This window comes from Streptomyces sp. L500 (assembly GCF_054551825.1).
Window position 1 is genome coordinate 18,291 of record NZ_JBTOLC010000017.1, and the last position, 17,198, is coordinate 35,488.

General features: G+C 70.7%; 16 protein-coding genes. 9 read left to right on the forward strand and 7 right to left on the reverse strand.

Annotated elements, in window-relative coordinates; genetic code table 11:
* Window positions 1-111 precede the first annotated feature (111 nt).
* Window positions 112-735: an acyl-CoA-like ligand-binding transcription factor gene (locus tag ACX9I7_RS17680; protein WP_387566953.1), complete on the reverse strand. Its 624-nt coding sequence runs from the start codon at window positions 733-735 to the stop codon at window positions 112-114.
* Window positions 736-1,074: 339 nt separating this feature from the next.
* The gene (gene trhA / locus ACX9I7_RS17685; protein WP_387566950.1) at window positions 1,075-1,866 is read right to left on the reverse strand and encodes a PAQR family membrane homeostasis protein TrhA; all 792 of its coding nucleotides are present in this window, start codon (window positions 1,864-1,866) and stop codon (window positions 1,075-1,077) included.
* Between the two features lie 263 nt (window positions 1,867-2,129).
* Between trhA and ACX9I7_RS17690 the strand changes: the two genes are divergently transcribed.
* The 5 genes from ACX9I7_RS17690 to ACX9I7_RS17710 all read left to right on the forward strand — a co-directional run bounded on the left by ACX9I7_RS17690 (window position 2,130) and on the right by ACX9I7_RS17710 (window position 6,784).
* Entirely contained in the window at window positions 2,130-3,950 is a 1,821-nt protein-coding gene (locus ACX9I7_RS17690; RefSeq protein WP_387566947.1) for a phosphoenolpyruvate carboxykinase (GTP), read from the forward strand.
* 232 nt (window positions 3,951-4,182) lie between these two features.
* Entirely contained in the window at window positions 4,183-5,109 is a 927-nt protein-coding gene (locus ACX9I7_RS17695) for a hypothetical protein (RefSeq protein WP_459387847.1), read from the forward strand.
* A 139-nt stretch (window positions 5,110-5,248) separates the two neighbouring features.
* Window positions 5,249-5,446, forward strand: a complete 198-nt coding sequence (locus ACX9I7_RS17700) for a hypothetical protein (RefSeq protein WP_387566944.1) — start codon at window positions 5,249-5,251, stop codon at window positions 5,444-5,446.
* The gene (locus ACX9I7_RS17705) at window positions 5,436-5,957 is read left to right on the forward strand and encodes a DUF6879 family protein (protein ID WP_459387848.1); all 522 of its coding nucleotides are present in this window, start codon (window positions 5,436-5,438) and stop codon (window positions 5,955-5,957) included. The genes ACX9I7_RS17700 and ACX9I7_RS17705 overlap by 11 nt, the downstream gene beginning before the upstream one ends.
* The gene (locus ACX9I7_RS17710; protein ID WP_387566939.1) at window positions 5,954-6,784 is read left to right on the forward strand and encodes a helix-turn-helix domain-containing protein; all 831 of its coding nucleotides are present in this window, start codon (window positions 5,954-5,956) and stop codon (window positions 6,782-6,784) included. Before ACX9I7_RS17705 ends, ACX9I7_RS17710 begins: the two co-directional genes overlap by 4 nt.
* Window positions 6,785-7,485: 701 nt before the next feature.
* Here ACX9I7_RS17710 and ACX9I7_RS17715 read toward each other — a convergent pair.
* The 4 genes from ACX9I7_RS17715 to ACX9I7_RS17730 all read right to left on the reverse strand — a co-directional run bounded on the left by ACX9I7_RS17715 (window position 7,486) and on the right by ACX9I7_RS17730 (window position 12,286).
* On the reverse strand, window positions 7,486-7,884 hold the full coding sequence (locus tag ACX9I7_RS17715; protein ID WP_459387849.1) for an SCO4983 family protein: 399 nt from the start codon (window positions 7,882-7,884) through the stop codon (window positions 7,486-7,488).
* A gap of 82 nt (window positions 7,885-7,966) precedes the next feature.
* The gene (locus ACX9I7_RS17720) at window positions 7,967-9,178 is read right to left on the reverse strand and encodes a pyridoxal phosphate-dependent aminotransferase (protein WP_387566930.1); all 1,212 of its coding nucleotides are present in this window, start codon (window positions 9,176-9,178) and stop codon (window positions 7,967-7,969) included.
* 87 nt (window positions 9,179-9,265) lie between these two features.
* Window positions 9,266-10,882, reverse strand: a complete 1,617-nt coding sequence (locus ACX9I7_RS17725; RefSeq protein ID WP_459387850.1) for an N-acyl-D-amino-acid deacylase family protein — start codon at window positions 10,880-10,882, stop codon at window positions 9,266-9,268.
* Between the two features lie 84 nt (window positions 10,883-10,966).
* Entirely contained in the window at window positions 10,967-12,286 is a 1,320-nt protein-coding gene (locus ACX9I7_RS17730) for an alanine racemase (protein ID WP_387566925.1), read from the reverse strand.
* Window positions 12,287-12,450: 164 nt separating this feature from the next.
* Between ACX9I7_RS17730 and ACX9I7_RS17735 the strand changes: the two genes are divergently transcribed.
* The 3 genes from ACX9I7_RS17735 to ACX9I7_RS17745 are packed head-to-tail and all read left to right on the forward strand — an operon-like array spanning window position 12,451 to window position 14,653.
* Window positions 12,451-13,464 (forward strand): sugar kinase, encoded by a 1,014-nt coding sequence (locus ACX9I7_RS17735; RefSeq protein WP_387567312.1) that lies wholly within the window; start codon window positions 12,451-12,453, stop codon window positions 13,462-13,464.
* On the forward strand, window positions 13,461-14,240 hold the full coding sequence (locus tag ACX9I7_RS17740; RefSeq protein ID WP_387566922.1) for an IclR family transcriptional regulator: 780 nt from the start codon (window positions 13,461-13,463) through the stop codon (window positions 14,238-14,240). Before ACX9I7_RS17735 ends, ACX9I7_RS17740 begins: the two co-directional genes overlap by 4 nt.
* The gene (locus tag ACX9I7_RS17745; RefSeq protein ID WP_387566919.1) at window positions 14,237-14,653 is read left to right on the forward strand and encodes a RidA family protein; all 417 of its coding nucleotides are present in this window, start codon (window positions 14,237-14,239) and stop codon (window positions 14,651-14,653) included. The genes ACX9I7_RS17740 and ACX9I7_RS17745 overlap by 4 nt, the downstream gene beginning before the upstream one ends.
* A gap of 20 nt (window positions 14,654-14,673) precedes the next feature.
* On the opposite strand, the gene ACX9I7_RS17750 is transcribed toward ACX9I7_RS17745, so the two are convergent.
* The gene (locus tag ACX9I7_RS17750) at window positions 14,674-16,065 is read right to left on the reverse strand and encodes a M14 family metallopeptidase (protein ID WP_387566916.1); all 1,392 of its coding nucleotides are present in this window, start codon (window positions 16,063-16,065) and stop codon (window positions 14,674-14,676) included.
* Window positions 16,066-16,290: 225 nt separating this feature from the next.
* Here ACX9I7_RS17750 and ACX9I7_RS17755 point away from each other — a divergent pair, with 225 nt between their 5' ends.
* On the forward strand, window positions 16,291-17,178 hold the full coding sequence (locus ACX9I7_RS17755) for a trypsin-like serine peptidase (protein ID WP_459387851.1): 888 nt from the start codon (window positions 16,291-16,293) through the stop codon (window positions 17,176-17,178).
* The last annotated feature ends 20 nt before the right edge of the window (window positions 17,179-17,198 follow it).

Below are 17,198 nucleotides of genomic sequence, written 5' to 3' on the forward strand. Positions count from 1 at the left end.
TCCGGGGCGCCCCGAAGGGGCGCGGGGCAGTGTCGATATGCGGCTACCGCCGCGCGGGCGCGACCAGCCCCCACCGGCCCGCAGCGACCGGACCGCGTTCCCGGCGGAGCGCTAAAGCGTCAGCCCACGGGCGAGCACCCGAAGCGCGCGGTCGATCAACGACGGCAAGTCGTCCGTCTGCCCCTGCTCGACCCAGTGCATCGTCGCCTCCTGCATCGCCCCGAGGACGGCGGCGACCACGACCCGCAGCTCCAGGTCGCCGGGCGACCGGCCCGTGCGCCCGGCCAGGACGGCGCAGAGCACGCGGGCCGACTCCGCCATGCCCTCCGCCGTCCGGCCGCGCAGCGCGGGCACCTCGTGCACGAGCCGGGTGCGCTGGCGCAGCTCGGCGATGTCGCGTTCGACGAGCTGGCGGACGGCGCCGGTGACGCCGTGCCGGATGGACTCGACGGGGTGCTCGTCCGCCGGGCGCGAGCGGATCGCGGCCTCCATCACCGCGTCGTACTCGTCGGTGAGGACGATGTCCTCCTTGGTGGGGAAGTAGCGGAAGACCGTGCTGGTGGAGACGTCGGCGGCCTCGGCGATCTGGTCGACGGGCGTGGCGTCGTACCCCTGCCGTTCGAAGAGGCGGTAGGCGGCACCCCGGATCGCGCGGCGGGTCTGGATCTTCTTCCGCTCGCGCAGCCCGAGGACGGGCGCGGTCGGCGCCGCGGGGGAGGAGTGGGCTGTGGCCATGGCCGCATTCTCCGGCATCGGTCTTTTCACGGACCACACCGAGCGCGGGAGTGGCCGGCTTTGACGGGACGCTGATTGTCAGTGGGGTGTGTGACGCTGTGTGCGGGGCAGGGGAGCGGGGAGTCAGCCAAAAGGTGATGGAGGGGGTATGTCATGACCGTTGCCGCTTTGCTGGTGGCCGTGTTGAGCGTCACCGGGTACGTGTTCGTCGGGGAGGTCGCCGTGCTGGCCGTGGTCGTGGCCGGCGTGGGCGGGCTGACGTGGCGGGTGGCCGCGGCGTCGAGGCCGCGGCCGCCGCGCGGGGGCCGCAGAGTGCGTCGTGCCCACCCGGGCTCGCGCTCAGGCGTGCGAATAGGCCACCAGCGAGATGCCCACGTAGTGGGTGATGAACGCGGCGAGCGTGAGTGAGTGGAACACCTCGTGGAACCCGAACCACCGGGGTGAGGGGTTCGGGCGCTTGATCCCGTAGATCACGCCGCCCGCCGAGTAGAGCAGGCCGCCGACGATCACCAGCACGAGGACGGCGATGCCGCCCTTGCGGAGGAAGTCCGGCAGGAAGAAGACGGCGGCCCAGCCCATCGCGATGTAGCAGGGGGTGTAGAGCCAGCGCGGCGCGCCCACCCAGAAGACGCGGAAGGCGATTCCGGCGGCGGCGGCGAGCCATACGGCCCAGAGCAGCAGCCGTCCCCGGCCGCCGGGGACGAGCAGCATGGTCAGGGGTGTGTAGGTACCCGCGATGATCAGGAAGATATTGGCGTGATCGAGCCGGCGCAGCACGGCCGCCGCGCGCGGGCTCCAGTCGCCCCGGTGGTAGAGCGCGCTGATGCCGAACAGCAGGCAGGCGGTCAGGACGTAGACCGCGCAGGCGATTCTGCCCCGGGTGCTGTCCGCCAGGGCGGTGAGGAAGACGCCGGAGACCAGCACCGCGGGGAACATCCCGGCGTGCAGCCAGCCGCGCAGCCGTGGCTTGGCCGGAGCCGCCGCGGCGACGGCCTCGGCCACGCCGGTGACGTCGGCGGCTGGCGAACCGGAATCGGACGAACTGGCGTTCAGGATTGCGGCATGCGGCGCCCCGGGGGAACCGGAGGACGGAGAGGGCGCTGTGTCGGGCGCGGGTGTCATGGCCGTCATGCTACCTACGCAACCGTAGGTTACGGGCGGGTATCGGGTGGTGATGGTCACGGGGGCGCCCCCTGGACAGATCGGATGATGAGTCGGATGATCAAATGAGTGCGGGCGGCACCGGATGAGCGGTCACGAAGCGTCTGGGTCGCGGCCCCCAAGGGGCAACCAATGTGCAGAGACGGTCCGGCACCGGCGATCCCCGGTGCCCATGGGCCGTTCCACCCTCAATAGCGACGCCGGACAGCGGGTTCCGGCGGGACGGAGCGATCGTGGCGCGCACCAGTGCGGCTCCCACCACCCCCACCAACCACCAGGAGCTGATCTCCTGGGTAGACGAGATCGCCGCCCTCACCCAGCCGGACCAGGTGGTCTGGTGCGACGGTTCCGAGGCCGAGTACGAGCGCCTGTGCGAGGAGCTCGTCGCCAAGGGGACCTTCCGGAAACTCGACCCGGTCAAGCGCCCCAACTCCTACTACGCCGCCTCCGACCCCAGCGACGTGGCGCGCGTCGAGGACCGTACGTTCATCTGCTCCGAGAAGGAGGAGGACGCGGGCCCGACCAACCACTGGAAGGCCCCGGCGGAGATGCGCGAGATCTTCTCCGGTGAGCAGGGGATCTTCCGCGGCTCCATGCGCGGCCGCACCATGTACGTCGTGCCCTTCTGCATGGGCCCCGTCGGCTCGCCGCTCTCCGCGATCGGCGTCGAGATCACCGACTCCGCCTACGTCGCCGTCTCGATGCGCACCATGACCCGCATGGGCCAGGCCGTCCTCGACGAGCTCGGCGCCGACGGCTTCTTCGTCAAGGCCGTCCACACCCTGGGCGCCCCGCTGGCCGAGGGCGAGCAGGACGTGCCCTGGCCCTGCAATTCCACCAAATACATCTCGCACTTCCCCGAGGAACGCGAGATCTGGTCCTACGGCTCCGGCTATGGCGGCAACGCCCTGCTGGGCAAGAAGTGCTACGCCCTGCGCATCGCCTCCGTGATGGCCCGGGACGAGGGCTGGCTCGCCGAGCACATGCTCATCCTCAAGCTCACCCCGCCGCACGGCGAGCCGAAGTACGTCGCCGCCGCCTTCCCCTCCGCCTGCGGCAAGACCAACCTCGCCATGCTGGAGCCCACCGTCTCCGGCTGGACGGTGGAGACCATCGGCGACGACATCGCCTGGATGCGCTTCGGCGAGGACGGCCGCCTCTACGCCATCAACCCCGAGGCCGGCTTCTTCGGCGTCGCTCCCGGCACCGGCGAGCACACCAACGCCAACGCCATGAAGACCCTCTGGGGCAACGCCGTCTTCACCAACGTCGCCCGCACCGATGACGACGACGTGTGGTGGGAGGGCATGACGGAGAAGGCCCCCGACCACCTCATCGACTGGAAGGGCAACGACTGGACGCCGTCCTCGGACACCCCGGCCGCCCACCCCAACGCCCGCTTCACCGTCCCGGCGTCGCAGTGCCCGATCATCGCCCCGGAGTGGGAGGACCCCAAGGGCGTCCCGATCTCGGCCATCCTCTTCGGCGGCCGCCGCGCCACGGCCGTCCCGCTGGTGACGGAGTCCTTCGACTGGCAGCACGGCGTCTTCCTCGGCGCCAACGTCGCCTCCGAGAAGACCGCGGCCGCCGAGGGCAAGGTCGGGGAGCTGCGCCGCGACCCGTTCGCCATGCTGCCGTTCTGCGGCTACAACATGGGTGACTACATGGGTCATTGGATCAAGGTCGGCGCCGGCAAGGACCAGTCGAAGCTCCCCAAGATCTACTACGTCAACTGGTTCCGCAAGGACGCGGGCGGCCGCTTCGTCTGGCCGGGCTTCGGCGAGAACAGCCGCGTCCTGAAGTGGATCGTCGAGCGCCTCGACGGCACGGCCGACGGCGTCGAGACCCCCATCGGCATCCTTCCGACGCGCGACGCCCTCGACACCGACGGCCTCGACATCCCGGAGGCCGACCTCGACCTGCTCCTCACGGTCGACAAGGACGTCTGGCGCGAGGAGGCGGCCCTGGTGCCCCAGCACCTGGAGACCTTCGGCGACCACACGCCGAAGGAACTGTGGGACGAGTACCGGGCGCTGGTCCAGCGACTGGGCTGACGCCCGCGCCCTGACGCCGGCGTTCCGACGGCTGTGCCCCGCCTCCGGGCGGGGCACAGCCGTGTCGTCGGACTGCCTGAGTTCCACCGGAAGGTCCGCGTCCGAGTGTGGGGATGCGCTACGGTCGCGGTAATCGGGTCGCTTCGTACGGTAACGAAGCGACCCCCGACGCCGGCTGCAACCGGCGAAGGGGGTCTACACCCGCGAGGTGCTATCCCAAGGAGACTCGCGAATGCACAAGCATGCTATCCCTCCTGCGCGTTTCTTCACGCAGGTCTCGAACGGCATCATCCGCCATCCGCGTCTATCGGCCGAAGCCGTACGCCTGTTGATCTGGCAGCTCTCGCTCCCCGACGGCGTTGACCAGCCGTTGTCGGAGACGGCGAAGCGGGCGGGGATCAAGAAGACGGCGTTCCAGCGCGCGAAGCGGGAGCTGATCACGGAGGGGTACGTCCACGAGTGGCGCGGCCAGGGCCCGCACGGCCGCTGGGCGACCAGGCAGCTCGTCTCGAACGTACCGCTGAGCGCCGAGGAGGCGCTGGTGGTTCGGGACGGGGGCCGTCCCGCCGAGCCGCCGACGGCCGTGGAACCGGCCATCGGTGAGCCGGACGACCGGTCCGTCGGTCGCTCCCAAAACAACACTGAGGAGAACACGCAGAACCCTCCCTCCCGACCCTCCCGGCTGATCGAGCGCGGCGCCCTGGCGCTCTCCTCCGTCTCGCACCGCGAACGCCAACTTCGCCTGACGGGGCGGGAGGTGGCCGAGCTCGCCCCGTTGGCCGCCGAGTGGTTCCTGCGCGGCGCTTCGCTGACCGACCTCCGTGAGGCGCTGACCTCGGGACTTCCCGAACGCGTCCACTCGGCAGCGGCCCTCGCCCGCAACCGCCTGACGCGCAAGCTGCCGCCGATGCCGTCGTTCACTGAGCAGCGGGTCCAGGAAACCCCTGCCATCGAGCCGCGCGTGGCGAGCATGCGCGAATGCCGGGGCGAGCACGTCCAGCCGCGCCTGTTCCGCCCGGTGGCGGAGGAGACCTTGTGCCCGGCCTGCCGCCGGGAACAGGCAGCGGAAACCACCACCCCGACCGCCACGGAGACGCCCCATTCTGCTGCCACATGGGGCGTGGCGACAGCACGAGCGGCGCTGCGCCCATGCGGGTAGCGGTGAGGCTACGACGCGCCGCCGCTCACCCCCTCCCGCCCCGCTTTCCCGTTTCGGAAACCGGAACCGCTTGCGCCTCACCCTGTGAGGTCGGAAGCATCGAACCGGACACACCGGAGCAGACCGGGGAGGGAGCCGCGTGAAGGTCACCAAGCTCGTGAGCACGTGCGACATCAAGGACTGCCCGACCATCTACGCCACGGACAGGGACACCTTCTTGGTGCAGGGGGAGACGCCTACCGATCACGGGCTGGAAATTCCGGCGCACGAGACCCTCGTGGAGATCCCGATGCAGCTCGTGTTCGATCTGATCCGGAAGGGCCTTCGTGACGCTTAAGACTCTCGGGGAGCTGTTCGACTCCTTCGAGCGGGAAGCATTCAGGCTGGAGACCCTCGCCGACTACAGCGGATCGGGCAACGTGGACGCCTACCGAGCCTTCCTCTCCGGGCAGCCTCAGCCCGACGACTACAACGAAGCATGGGTGTCGGAGCTCCGGACCCTCACTCGCCTCGGTAAGCGCGTCTATCGCGTGCACATTCTGTCGCGTCCTCTCACACCGTATCTGCGGTTCGAACTGGGCTGGGGGTACCGGAAGAACGTGATCGGGGGTGAAGAGTTCTTCATCCTCGATGCGACGGACAAGCCCAACCCGCTCGAAGGAGCAGAAGACTTCTGGCTCTTCGACGAGAGGACGGCAGTCGTCATGCATTACGACGACACGGGAGCCGTCTCAGGGCGGGAAACGATGCCTGACAGCCGGGCACAAGACTTCGTCACCATCCGGGATACAGCGCTGGCGCACGCCGAGCCGTTCTCCGACTGGTGGGAGAAGCACGCCGGCGCGTGAACAAAGGGCAGCTCGGAGCAGCGCTGCGGGCGCTTCGGCAGGCATCCGGAAAGGAGGCCAAAACCGTCGCCCGCAGCGCTGTGATGTCCACAAGCAAGCTCAGCAAGATTGAAACGGGCAAGGCCGCACCGTCCCCGGCGGACGTCGAACGCATCCTTACCGCCATCGGGGTCTCGGACGAGGTCAAGGCCGAGTACCTGGAGGTCGCCCGGGCGGCGTCCACGGAAACCACGGCCTGGCGCCTGGTCCGCCGGATGGGCGTGCACAAGGCGCAGGAGCAGACGAGATCGCTGGAGGACCGGATGGCCGTGCTGCGCCTCTTTCAACCAGCCCTGATCCCGGGCCTGCTGCAAACCCCCGAATACATCCGGGCCATTCTTGCCCGGCACAACCTTGGCGAGGAGGTTCTCACCCGCACCATCAGTGCGAGGATCGACCGCCAGCAGGTGCTCTACGACTCAGCCAAGGACCTCCACTTCGTCATCACCGAGTCCGTGCTGCGATGGCGGATTGTGTCGGCCGCCAGGATGGCGGAACAACTGGACCGACTCGTTTCCCTCTCGCGCCTCCCCAACATCGACATTCGGACCGTTCCCCTGTCGGTGCCACAGCAGGACATCGCCAACCACGCATTCGTCATCCGGGACGACAGGACAGTGACGGTCGAGACGATCCACGCCGAGATCGTTGTCACCGATCCCCGGGATGTTTCCTTGTATGTCGAGAAGTTCGAGCGCTTCGCGTCGACGGCTCTGTCCGGTGACGACATGCGCGCCATGCTGGTGCGTATCCGGGATGAGTTGTTGCACGAACAGGAAACCGGCTAGATCCCGACGCCCCGACCCGGACACCATCGACTCCTGACACACACAGACGGCAGTGAAGGGGTACGCGATGGCGGCCGGGACCGAAGAATGGGAGTACGTGACCTACGCGCCCCAGGGAGCGAAGTGCTCCGTCTGCCGCCGCGACGTGAAGCCTCTCGATCCGGTCCGCAGGGGAACCATTGAGCGGGCTGCTGGTCCGCCCGTGGCGGTGTACCGACACGCGGGACAGTGCCCACGCCGGGGAACGTCTGCGGCGTGATGGTTCCTGTCACTGGTCCGTCTCCCCGGCGGAGTGACAGGTCGGCCCCCGACCGGACAAGGCTTGAACAGGGACAGGACGTGTCCCGTCTGGGCCGGCGTGCTCAGGTTCTCTCCCCCGGTCCGCCCCTTGGCTGGGGTGCCGCCCTGGGCGGTGAGGGCATCGCTCCGGACCCAGGGAAGCCGGAGCACCCACCTTCAAGGCTTCCGCCCACCGAGGTTCGAACTGTCCGCCTGATCCACCGGCCCCACCTGAACTGACGGCCCTGCCCTCGCGACCGACGGGCGGGGCCGTCGCCATTCCATGGAACGGAGCAGCTGGGGAGGCGACGTATCCCTCGGCCACTGCCTCAACGGCACCGTCTTCCACTCCGTCGCCCTCGTGACCTGCTCCCCCAACCGCGCCGCACCCGCTCTGCCCTGCTCGGAAGTCGGCGCGGGCGCTACATCCCGTCCGTGATGCCCAGTTCCGTCGCGTGGGCGTGGAGGCGCTCCGCCGCCAGAGCCGCGCCCGTCGCGTCGCCGCGTTGGGTGGCGACGACCAGGGCCTGGCCGGCGAGGGTGTGGGCGCGCTGGTGGAGGGCGGTGACGCGGGGCGGGGTGGCGGTGGGGGTCGTCGGCCGGGCGCGGAGCGGGGCGCTGCCGCGCAGGTGCCGCACGCGCAGGGCCAGTCGGCGCGCGGCGTCGTCCAGCTCGGGCGACGGGGTCAGCGCGCGGAGCTCGTCCGTCACGGTGAGCAGGGCCGTGAGGTGGCCGGCGAGCCGGATGGTGAGCTCCTCCTCGCGGGAGCGGTGCGGCCCGTGCGTGCAAACCGTGTGCTTGGTGCGGGTCGGCTCGTACATGGATGGCCTCCTGAGTTACCTCTGAAGGCCATCCTAACTTAGACCCAGTCTAAAGTTGTCTCGTTAACAGGGTGGGGTGGCTTTACGGCTGTCCGTAGCCGTCCAGGAAGTTCCCGATCCGGGTGACCGCGTCCGCCAGGTCCTTGGCGGAGGGCAGGGTGACCAGGCGGAAGTGGTCCGGCTCCGGCCAGTTGAAGCCCGTGCCGTGGACCACCATGATCTTCTCGGCCCGGAGCAGGTCGAGGACCATCTGCCGGTCGTCCTTGATCTTGTAGACCTTGGGGTCCAGCCGGGGGAACGCGTAGAGCGCGCCCTTCGGCTTGACGCAGGTGACGCCCGGGATCTGGGTGAGCAGCTCGTGCGCCACGTCGCGCTGCTCCAGCAGCCGGCCGCCCGGCAGCACCAGGTCGTTGATCGACTGCCGGCCGCCGAGCGCGGTGGCCACCGCGTACTGCGCGGGCATGTTGGCGCACAGCCGCATGTTGGCGAGGATCGTCAGGCCCTCGATGTAGCTGTCGGCGTGGGCCTTGGGCCCGCAGACCGCCATCCAGCCGCTGCGGTAGCCCGCCACCCGGTACGCCTTGGACAGGCCGTTGAAGGTGAGGGTCAGCAGGTCCGGGGCGATGGCGGCGGTCGGGGTGTGGGTGACGCCGTCGTAGAGGATCTTGTCGTAGATCTCGTCGGAGCAGACGATCAGATTGTGACGGCGGGCGATCTCCGTGAGGGACCGCAGCATCTCGTCGTCGTAGACCGCACCCGTGGGGTTGTTGGGGTTGATGATGACGATCGCCTTGGTGCGGTCCGTCACCTTGCTCTCGATGTCGGCCAGGTCCGGCATCCAGTCCGACTGCTCGTCGCAGCGGTAGTGCACCGCCGTGCCGCCCGCGAGGGAGACGGACGCGGTCCACAGGGGGTAGTCCGGCGCGGGGACGAGGACCTCGTCGCCGTCGTCGAGCAGCGCCTGCATCGCCATCTGGATCAGCTCGGAGACGCCGTTGCCGAGGTAGACGTCCTCGACGGACAGCTCGATGCCCTTGGTCTCGTAGTGCTGCACCACCGCGCGGCGGGCGGCGGGCAGGCCCTTGGCGTCGCCGTAGCCGTGGGCGTCGCCCACGTTGCGCAGCATGTCCTCGAGGATCTCGGGCGGGCACTCGAAGCCGAAGATCGCGGGGTTGCCGGTGTTCAGCTTGAGGATGCGCTCACCTGCCGCTTCCAGCCGCATGGCCTCCTCGAGCACCGGGCCACGGATTTCGTAGCAGACGTTGGCGAGCTTCGTTGACTGGATCACCTGCATGACGGCCACCATACGGGGGCGCCACACGCCGTGCGCGCGCTTTCTTCCGTCACTCCCGTCACGGCATCCTCGCCCGTAACGCCCTGGTCAGCTCGTCGGCGTGCGCCGTACTGTCCGTCCGGCCAGTACGTCCGTCCGGCGTCCGTCTTCCATCACAAAGCGTCCGGCAATCAGGACATAAGGAATGCCGGTCGGAAGCGTCCGTGGGGCTTCGAAAGTGGCACCGGCCGCAACCGTTTCCGGATCGAAGAGAACGAGATCGGCGCGGTGTCCCTCGCGGATCGAGCCCCGGTCCGGCAGCCTCAGCCGGGCCGCCGGACGCGACGTGAGATGCGCCACGCACTCCTCCAGGGAGAGCACTCCCAGCTCGCGGACGTAGTGGCCGAGGTAGTGCGGGAACGTTCCGTAGGCGCGCGGATGCGGTTTCGCGCCGTGCAGGATCCCGTCGCTGCCGCCCGTGTGCACCGCGTGCCGCATGATCGTGCGGACGTTCCCCTCGTGGCCGACGTGCTGGAGGATCGTGGGGCCCAGTCGGTCTTCGAGCAGGAGCCGGCGGGCCGTCGTCCATGGCTCCTCGCCGCGCTCGCGCGCCGAGCGGGCGATGCTCCGGCCGACATAGGGCGCGAGGGCCGAGTCCGAGACGCCCGAGATCTCCACGCTCTCCCAGTCGACGGTCACCCCGTGGCAGCCGTCCGAACCCGTCACCTCCAGCGCGTGCCGGATCCTGGCCGCCGTCGCGTCGTCGCGCAGCCGTGCCAGGATCGCCTCCGGGCCGCCCTCGCCCGCCCAGCCCGGGAGCAGCGCGGCGAGCGTGGTGGAGCCTGGGGTGTAGGGATAGGTGTCGAGGGAGATGTCCGCGCCGTCGGCCAGCGCGGCGTCCAGCAGGGCCAGCAGCTCGGGGGCGCGGCCCTCGTTCACCCCGAAGTTCATGACGGCGTGCGCCAGGTGGAGGGCGCAGCCCGCCGTCCGGGAGAGCTCGATCATCTCCGCGTACGCCCGGAGCGCGCCCGCCCCGTACGAGCGGTGGTGCGGACAGTAGTAGCCGCCGTACTCCGCCACGACCCGGCACAGCTCGGTCAGCTCGGCGTCGTCGGCGTACATCCCCGGGGTGTAGGTGAGCCCGGAGGAGAGGCCCACCGCGCCCTGCTCCAGGCCCTCGGCGACCAGGCGCCTCATCCGGTCGAGCTCGGCGGCCGTCGCCGGGCGGTCCTCCCAGCCGACGGCCAGCATGCGGACGGTGCCCTGGGGGACGAGGTAGGCGGCGTTGACGGCGATGCCCTCGCCGGCGAAGCCGTGGTCGAGGCGGTCGAGGTAGCCGCCCACGGTGCGCCAGGTGAAGTCGACGTCCGCGCCGTCGCCGTTCCAGCCGGTGATCTGGGCGCGCACCTCGGCGAGGGTGCGGTCGTCGACGGGCGCGTAGGACAGGCCGTCCTGGCCGACGACCTCCAGGGTCACGCCCTGCGCGGCCTTCGCGGTGTGGGCGGGGTCGCGCAGGAGGGCGAGGTCGCTGTGGGCGTGCATGTCGATGAAGCCGGGCGCCAGCGCCAGGCCCGTCGCGTCGAGGATGCGGGGGGCCCACGGTCTGGGGCCCACCCCCGGACGGTGGATCTCGGCGATCCGGCCTTCGGAAAGGGCCACGTCGGCGCGGTAGGAGGGGCGGCCGGTGCCGTCTATGACGCGGGCGTCGCGGATGACGAGGTCCATGCGGGTTCCCTGCGGGCCGGTGGCCCGGTTGTGCCCACCCGTTCCGCCCCAGCGGAACGACTGCCCACAACCGGGCAACGTCGGTCAGAAGAACGTTCGGACGTACTCCGTGACCGTCCCGTCCGCCGTCGCCAGCGGGATGAGCGGCCACTTCTCGAAGACCGTGCACGGGTGCGACAGGCCCAGGCCCACCCAGTCGCCGACCTCCAGCCGTTCCGCTTCCTCGCCCGTGAGGGAGACGAAGGCGTGCTGGTCGGCGAGGCGGGTGACGGTCAGGCCCGTGGCCGGGCGGAGGGAGCCGTCGCGGGCGGAGCGGACAACCTGCGGTTCCGGGAGGTCCAGGTCGTAGGAGACGTCGCGCTTGCCCGCGTTGAGGTAGGCCATGCCGGTCTCGGGGCGGGAGACGACCTGGGCCCAGAGGCGGAAGGCGGGGTGGAGGGCGCCCTCGTCGGGGTGGCGGTTGAAGGGGGTCTTGCGGCGGTACTGGCCGTCGTCGTGGGTGACGTACGCGCCGGAGCGCAGCAGCTTGAGCACCGGCGCGGACAGCGCCGGAAGCTCCGCGAAGACACTCGCCACGGCGTCGAACCACGCGCTGCCGCCCGCGCTGACCACGATCTCCTCGACCCCGGCGAAGCGGCCCGCCTTGTCGAAGGCGACCGCCAGCCCCGTCAGCCGGCGCAGCCACGCGTCGACGGTCTCGGCGTCCGCGTCCGGGATCTCGGCCTCGTAGCCGGCGACGCCGACCAGGCGCAGGGTGCCGGTGGCGGCCACCGCGTCCGCGACGGCCTCGGCCTGCGCCTCCGTACGGACGCCCGTACGGGCGCCCTCCGCGCCCAGCTCCACGACGACGTCCAGCGGGCGGCCCGCGCCCGCGTCGCGCAGGGCGGCGTCCATCAGCTCGACGCCGCGCACGGAGTCGACGTAGGTGACGATCCGCAGCTCCGGGTCGGCGGCCAGCTCGGCCGCGAGCCAGCGCAGCGCGGCGGCGTCGACGACCTCGTTGGCGAGGAAGATCCGCCGCACGCCGAAGGCGCGGTAGACGCGGACCTGCGCGGGGGTGGCGGCGGTGATGCCCCAGGCGCCGCGGTCGAGCTGGCGCTCGAAGAGCCGCGGGGCCATCGACGTCTTGCCGTGCGGCGCGAAGGCCAGGCCGTGCCGTGCGGACCACTGCTCCATGAGCCCGAGGTTGTGGTCCAGCGCCTCGGCGGAGAGGGCCAGCACGGGCGTGGTGAAGCCGCCGGTGAACAGCGAGCGCCGCTCGGCCGCCAGCTCGCCGACGCTCCGGCCGTCCGCGTCCGGGGGCAGCCCCTTGAACCGGTGGTCCACCCGCTCGCGGGCGAGCCCGGCGACGGCGTCGGTGGCTATGGCGGCGGGCGTGCCGGCCGTGCGGGCCGTGCTGGCCATGGGGCCTCCCCAAAGGTGCGAGGGTGCGGTGCGGTGGGTGCGTTGCAATTACCGCAACGTTCATTGCGTGTGGCGCTGCAGGGTGTCTAACATCCCCGCAAGTGCCGGGTCAACGGTAGGGGGATGTGGTGAGCGGCCCCGACGTCGTGTGCCTCGGCGAGTCGATGGTCGTCCTCCGCCCGGGCCCGGCGGGGGCCGGGCGACGCCTCGCCGACGTGCCGTCCTTCGACCGCGGCATCGGCGGCGCCGAGTCGAACGTCGCCTGCGTCCTGGCCCGTAGCGGCCACCGCGCCCGCTGGATCAGCCGCGTCGGCGCCGACGCCTTCGGCACCCACCTGGTGGCCGCCGTCGCCGCCCACGGCGTGGACACCACGCACGTCCAGTACGACCCCGCCCGCCCCACCGGCGTGTACTTCCGGACGGCGGGGGAGCGGCCCACGACCACCGGCGCGACCGCCCCGCACCACGCCGAGACCCTCTACTACCGCGCCGGATCGGCCGCCTCCGCCATGTCGCCCGCCCTGATCCCCCGCACGACCGCCCACGCCGGACGGATCCTCCACCTCACCGGCATCACGGCCGCCCTCTCCACCGACTGCCTCGCCCTGCTCCGCGAGCTCGTCGTCCGGGGCCCCGGCCCTGGCCCGCTGCTCTCCTTCGACGTCAACTACCGCGCCGCGCTGTGGCGGAACACCGGAACGAGCCCGCGCGTCCTCGCCGAGCTCGCCCGTGCCTGCGACATCGTCTTCGTCGGCGAGGACGAGGCCGAGGCCGCCTGGGGCATCGACGGCGGCCCCGACGCGATACGGGCCGCCCTGCCCGAACCCGCCGTGCTCGTCGTCAAACAGGGCGCCGCCGGGGCCACGGCCCACACCCGTGAAGCCGTCGTCTCCGTGCCCGCGCCCGCCGTCGACGTCGTCGCGCCCGTCGGCGCGGGCGACGCCTTCGCGGCCGGCTTCCTCTCCGCCACCCTGCGCGGACTCCCGCTGCCCGCACGCCTGCGGTACGGCCACCTCATGGCCGCCGCCGCCCTCACCGTCCCCGGCGACCTCGCCGAACCGCCGCCCGCCGCCCTCGCGGACGCCCTGGCGGGACTGGACGCCGCCGCCTGGGGAAGACTGCGACTCGGCCCGGGCTGGACCACGGACACACGGACGAAGGACAACCCCCGCACATGAGTCAGACCGTCGACCGCGCCCTGAGCATCCTGCCGCTGCTCGCGGAGGGCCCCGCCAACCTCGAACAGGTGGCGGGCCGCCTCGGCGTGCACAAGTCCACCGCGCTGCGCCTGCTGCGCACCCTCCACGAGCACGGCATCGTCTACCGGCAGCAGGACCAGCGCTACCGTCTCGGCGCCCGCCTCTTCGCCCTCGCCCAGCAGGCCGTCGAGAGCCTCGACATCCGGGAGATCGCCCACCCCCACCTCGTCGCCCTCAACGAGAAGTGCGGCCACACCGTCCACCTCGCGGTGTACGAGGAGGACGAGGTCCTCTACATCGACAAGGTCGAGAGCCGCTACCCCGTACGGATGTACTCCCGCATCGGCAAGCCCGTGGCGATCACCGTGGCGGCCGTGGCCAAGCTGCTCCTCGCCGACCTCCCCGAGCCCGAGCGCCGCGCCGTCGCCGCGCGCCTCGACTACCCCGCCTACACCGCCCGTTCCACCCCCGACGCCACCGCCTTCCTCCAGGAGCTGGCCGCCGTACGGGAACGCGGCTGGGCCACCGACTTCGGCGGCCACGAGGAGTCCATCAACTGTGTCGGCGCTCCCGTCCGGGGCCCGGACGGCCGGGTCGTCGCCGCCTGCTCGGTGTCGGCGCCCAACGTCGTCGTCTCCTCCGACGAACTCCTCGCCCTGCTGCCGCTGCTGCGCCGCACAGCGGACGCGATCAGCGCCGAGTACTCCGGAATCTCACTCCCGTCCACCGTTTCCCCGACGAAAGCGATGCCATGAGCGACAAGATCTCCAAGACCGCCGTCACCCCCGCCGGCCACACCACCCCGCCCGCCACGTTCTCGCACGGCGTGCGCAAGGGGAACATCCTCCAGGTCGCCGGGCAGGTCGGCTTCCTGCCCGCCGAGCCCGGGCAGGACGGCCCCGTCGTCGCCGGCCCGACCCTGCGCGAGCAGACGCTCCAGACGCTGGCCAACGTCCGGTCCGTGCTGGAGGCGGGCGGCGCGAGCTGGGAGGACGTGGTGATGCTGCGCGTCTATCTGACGGACACGGAGCACTTCGCGGAGATGAACGAGATCTGGAACGACTACTTCGCCGACCTGAAGGAGGCCCCTGCGGCCCGGACGACGGTCTACGTCGGCCTGCCGAAGGGCCTCCTGATCGAGATCGACGCGCTCGCGGTACTGGGTTGACCGGTTAGCCGGTCAGTCGCTCACGAGCAGTACTGCTGCTCCTTCCCGATCGACCGGTACATGCAGTCCGCGTTCTCCAGGAGCTGGAGCACCGCCTCCCGGTTGCGCGCCACCTCGCGGTCGATGACCGACGCCGGCGGGTAGAAGCCGCCGCCCGCCCCGCTCGCGTCCGGGTACATCTCGAAGGTGTAGGCGAAGACCTTCTGGTTGCCCCAGAGCCAGTCGTCGATCGACCCGTCCGTGATGTACAGGTCGCTGGACTGCTCCGGCGTGTAGCCGTTGCTCGCGGCCATGGACTTCCCGACGGTCGCGAACGCGTCGCGGTCGTCCTGCGTCATGCCGGGCGCGGTGTCGTCGTGCGTCCAGCCGAACGGCCAGAGCACCAGCTCGCTGTAGGTGTGGAAGTCGATGGCGGCCTTGATCTGCTGCTTGCCGCCGACGACGCGGCTGCGGACGAAGTCCGCGACGACCTTCACCTCGGGGGCCGACTCCGGGCCGGAGCCGCGGTAGGTCTCCGAGCCGGTGCTGCCGGACGAGCCGCCGCAGCAGCCCCACTTGTAGTCCCAGTTGCGGTTGGTGTCCGTGCCCCGGGAGTTCGAACCGGCGTTGGGCTGACGGTTCTTGCGCCAGCCGCGGTAGGTGCCGGTGGCGATGTCGTATTCGCCGCCGTCGGGATTGACGTCGGGCACGATCCAGATCACCCGGCTGTCGAGCATCTTGGTGACGCGCGCGTCCTTGCCGTACTGGGAGCCGAACTCCTTGAGCAGGTACAGCGCCATCTCGACGGTCAGGTGCTCGCGGGCGTGCTGGTGGTGGGTGAAGAGGACCTCGGGCCTGGCGGCGTCCGTCGTTGCCGAGCCGTTGGTGACCTTGACGGCGATGATGTCCCGGCCCTCGTAGGACTTGCCGATGACCTGCTTGCTCATGAGGGACGGGTACGCGGCGATGTCCGCGTCGATCTCCGCCATGGCGCGGGCGTAGTTGTGGTACTTCGAGTCCGCCGGCGGGAAGTCGTACGGCCGGGCGGCGCGGCCGCGGTCCGGGGCGCCGGGCAGGGCCGTCACCCGGTGGCCCATGGCGCGGATGCGCTCGGCCTGCGCGGCGTTGGCGGTGACGACGACGGAGTCCTTCCGCACGGCGTCGACCGAGACGCCGGTCGCGGCGACGGCGGTGCGCTGGGCGGCGGTTCTCGGCCCGGCGACCTCGTACGAGCGGGTGTCGTTCGCACGGATCTCATCCGCGTGAGTGCCGTCCGTCCGGGTGCCGTTCGAGAAGGTTCCGTTCGAGCGGTCCGGGCGGTCCGCGCCGTGCGAGGACGCCGGGGCGGCCATGGCCAGGGTGAGCAGGGCGGCGCCCGTGGCGGCGGCCCACCGGCCGTGGCTCCTGCGGGTACGGGGGGTGTGGGGTCGCATGCGGCCTCCTGAGGGGCGTTCGTGCGACGAATGAGGGGGGTGTTCGCTGTGTCGATCCTCCCCAGTGTTCGAGGGATGTCATGAGCAGGTCAAGGAGAAGTGTGCGAGGGAAACAAGCCAACTTCCCCACCACTTCAGACCGCTTGATTGCCGGGCGCCCACAACGGCCCCAACAATGCACACGTCAAAACCGGATGCACTTCTGAACGGAGAGGACCACCCCCCATGAGACGACCTCTCGTCGGTGCGCTCACGACGCTGCTGCTCACCGGGGCGACCGTCGCCGGCGTCGGCGCCGGACCCGCCACGGCCGCGCCGGCCGCACCGGCCGCCGCCCAGGCCAAGGCCAAGACCAAAGCCGTCGACTTCGCCGGCACCGTGGCGCTGAGCAACTGTTCCGGCTCGCTGATCCGCATGCCGAGCTCGGCGGACAACGACCCCGCCCTCGTGATGACCAACGGCCACTGCCTGGAGACCGGCATGCCCGGCCCCGGCGAGGTCCTCGTCGACCAGCCCTCCAGCCGCACCTTCGGCCTGCTCAACTCCACCGCGGGCAAGGTTGCCACGCTGCAGGCCACCAAGGTCTCGTACGCGACGATGACGGACACCGACGTCACGCTCTACGAGCTGAACACCACCTACGCGCGGATCAAGCAGCAGTACGGCATCGACGCCCTCCGTCTCTCGGGCGACCACCCCGTCGCCGGCACGCCCATCAAGGTCGTCTCCGGCTACTGGAAGCGCATTTACTCCTGCAACGTCGACGGGTTCGTCCACCAGCTCCGCGAGGCCGACTGGACCTGGAAGGACTCGCTCCGCTACACGCCGTCCTGCAACACCATAGGTGGCACGTCCGGCTCGCCCGTCATCGACGCGAACTCCGGCAAGGTCGTCGCCATCAACAACACGGGCAACGAGAACGGCGAGCGCTGCACGATGAACAACCCGTGCGAGGTCGACGAGAACGGCACCGTCACCGTCCGCCGGGGCATCAACTACGCCGAGCAGACGTACGGCATCACCAAGTGCGTCGGCACCGGCAACAAGGTCGACCTCGACCTGCCGGGCTGCGAGCTCCCGAAGCCGGCGGGGGAGGAGCTGACCCGCCGCTGACCGGCTCGCCCCTGCGGTGC

What these genes read in the sequence shown, in the direction of transcription:
- ACX9I7_RS17680 (WP_387566953.1), bottom strand. Translation starts at nt 735, where the DNA reads ATGGCCACAGCCCACTCCTCCCCCGCGGCGCCGACCGCGCCCGTCCTC.
- trhA (WP_387566950.1), bottom strand. Translation starts at nt 1,866, where the DNA reads ATGACGGCCATGACACCCGCGCCCGACACAGCGCCCTCTCCGTCCTCC.
- ACX9I7_RS17695 (WP_459387847.1), top strand. Translation starts at nt 4,183, where the DNA reads ATGCACAAGCATGCTATCCCTCCTGCGCGTTTCTTCACGCAGGTCTCG.
- ACX9I7_RS17715 (WP_459387849.1), bottom strand. Translation starts at nt 7,884, where the DNA reads ATGTACGAGCCGACCCGCACCAAGCACACGGTTTGCACGCACGGGCCG.
- ACX9I7_RS17720 (WP_387566930.1), bottom strand. Translation starts at nt 9,178, where the DNA reads ATGCAGGTGATCCAGTCAACGAAGCTCGCCAACGTCTGCTACGAAATC.
- ACX9I7_RS17725 (WP_459387850.1), bottom strand. Translation starts at nt 10,882, where the DNA reads ATGGACCTCGTCATCCGCGACGCCCGCGTCATAGACGGCACCGGCCGC.
- ACX9I7_RS17730 (WP_387566925.1), bottom strand. Translation starts at nt 12,286, where the DNA reads ATGGCCAGCACGGCCCGCACGGCCGGCACGCCCGCCGCCATAGCCACC.
- ACX9I7_RS17735 (WP_387567312.1), top strand. Translation starts at nt 12,451, where the DNA reads ATGGTCGTCCTCCGCCCGGGCCCGGCGGGGGCCGGGCGACGCCTCGCC.
- ACX9I7_RS17740 (WP_387566922.1), top strand. Translation starts at nt 13,461, where the DNA reads ATGAGTCAGACCGTCGACCGCGCCCTGAGCATCCTGCCGCTGCTCGCG.
- ACX9I7_RS17745 (WP_387566919.1), top strand. Translation starts at nt 14,237, where the DNA reads ATGAGCGACAAGATCTCCAAGACCGCCGTCACCCCCGCCGGCCACACC.
- ACX9I7_RS17750 (WP_387566916.1), bottom strand. Translation starts at nt 16,065, where the DNA reads ATGCGACCCCACACCCCCCGTACCCGCAGGAGCCACGGCCGGTGGGCC.
- ACX9I7_RS17755 (WP_459387851.1), top strand. Translation starts at nt 16,291, where the DNA reads ATGAGACGACCTCTCGTCGGTGCGCTCACGACGCTGCTGCTCACCGGG.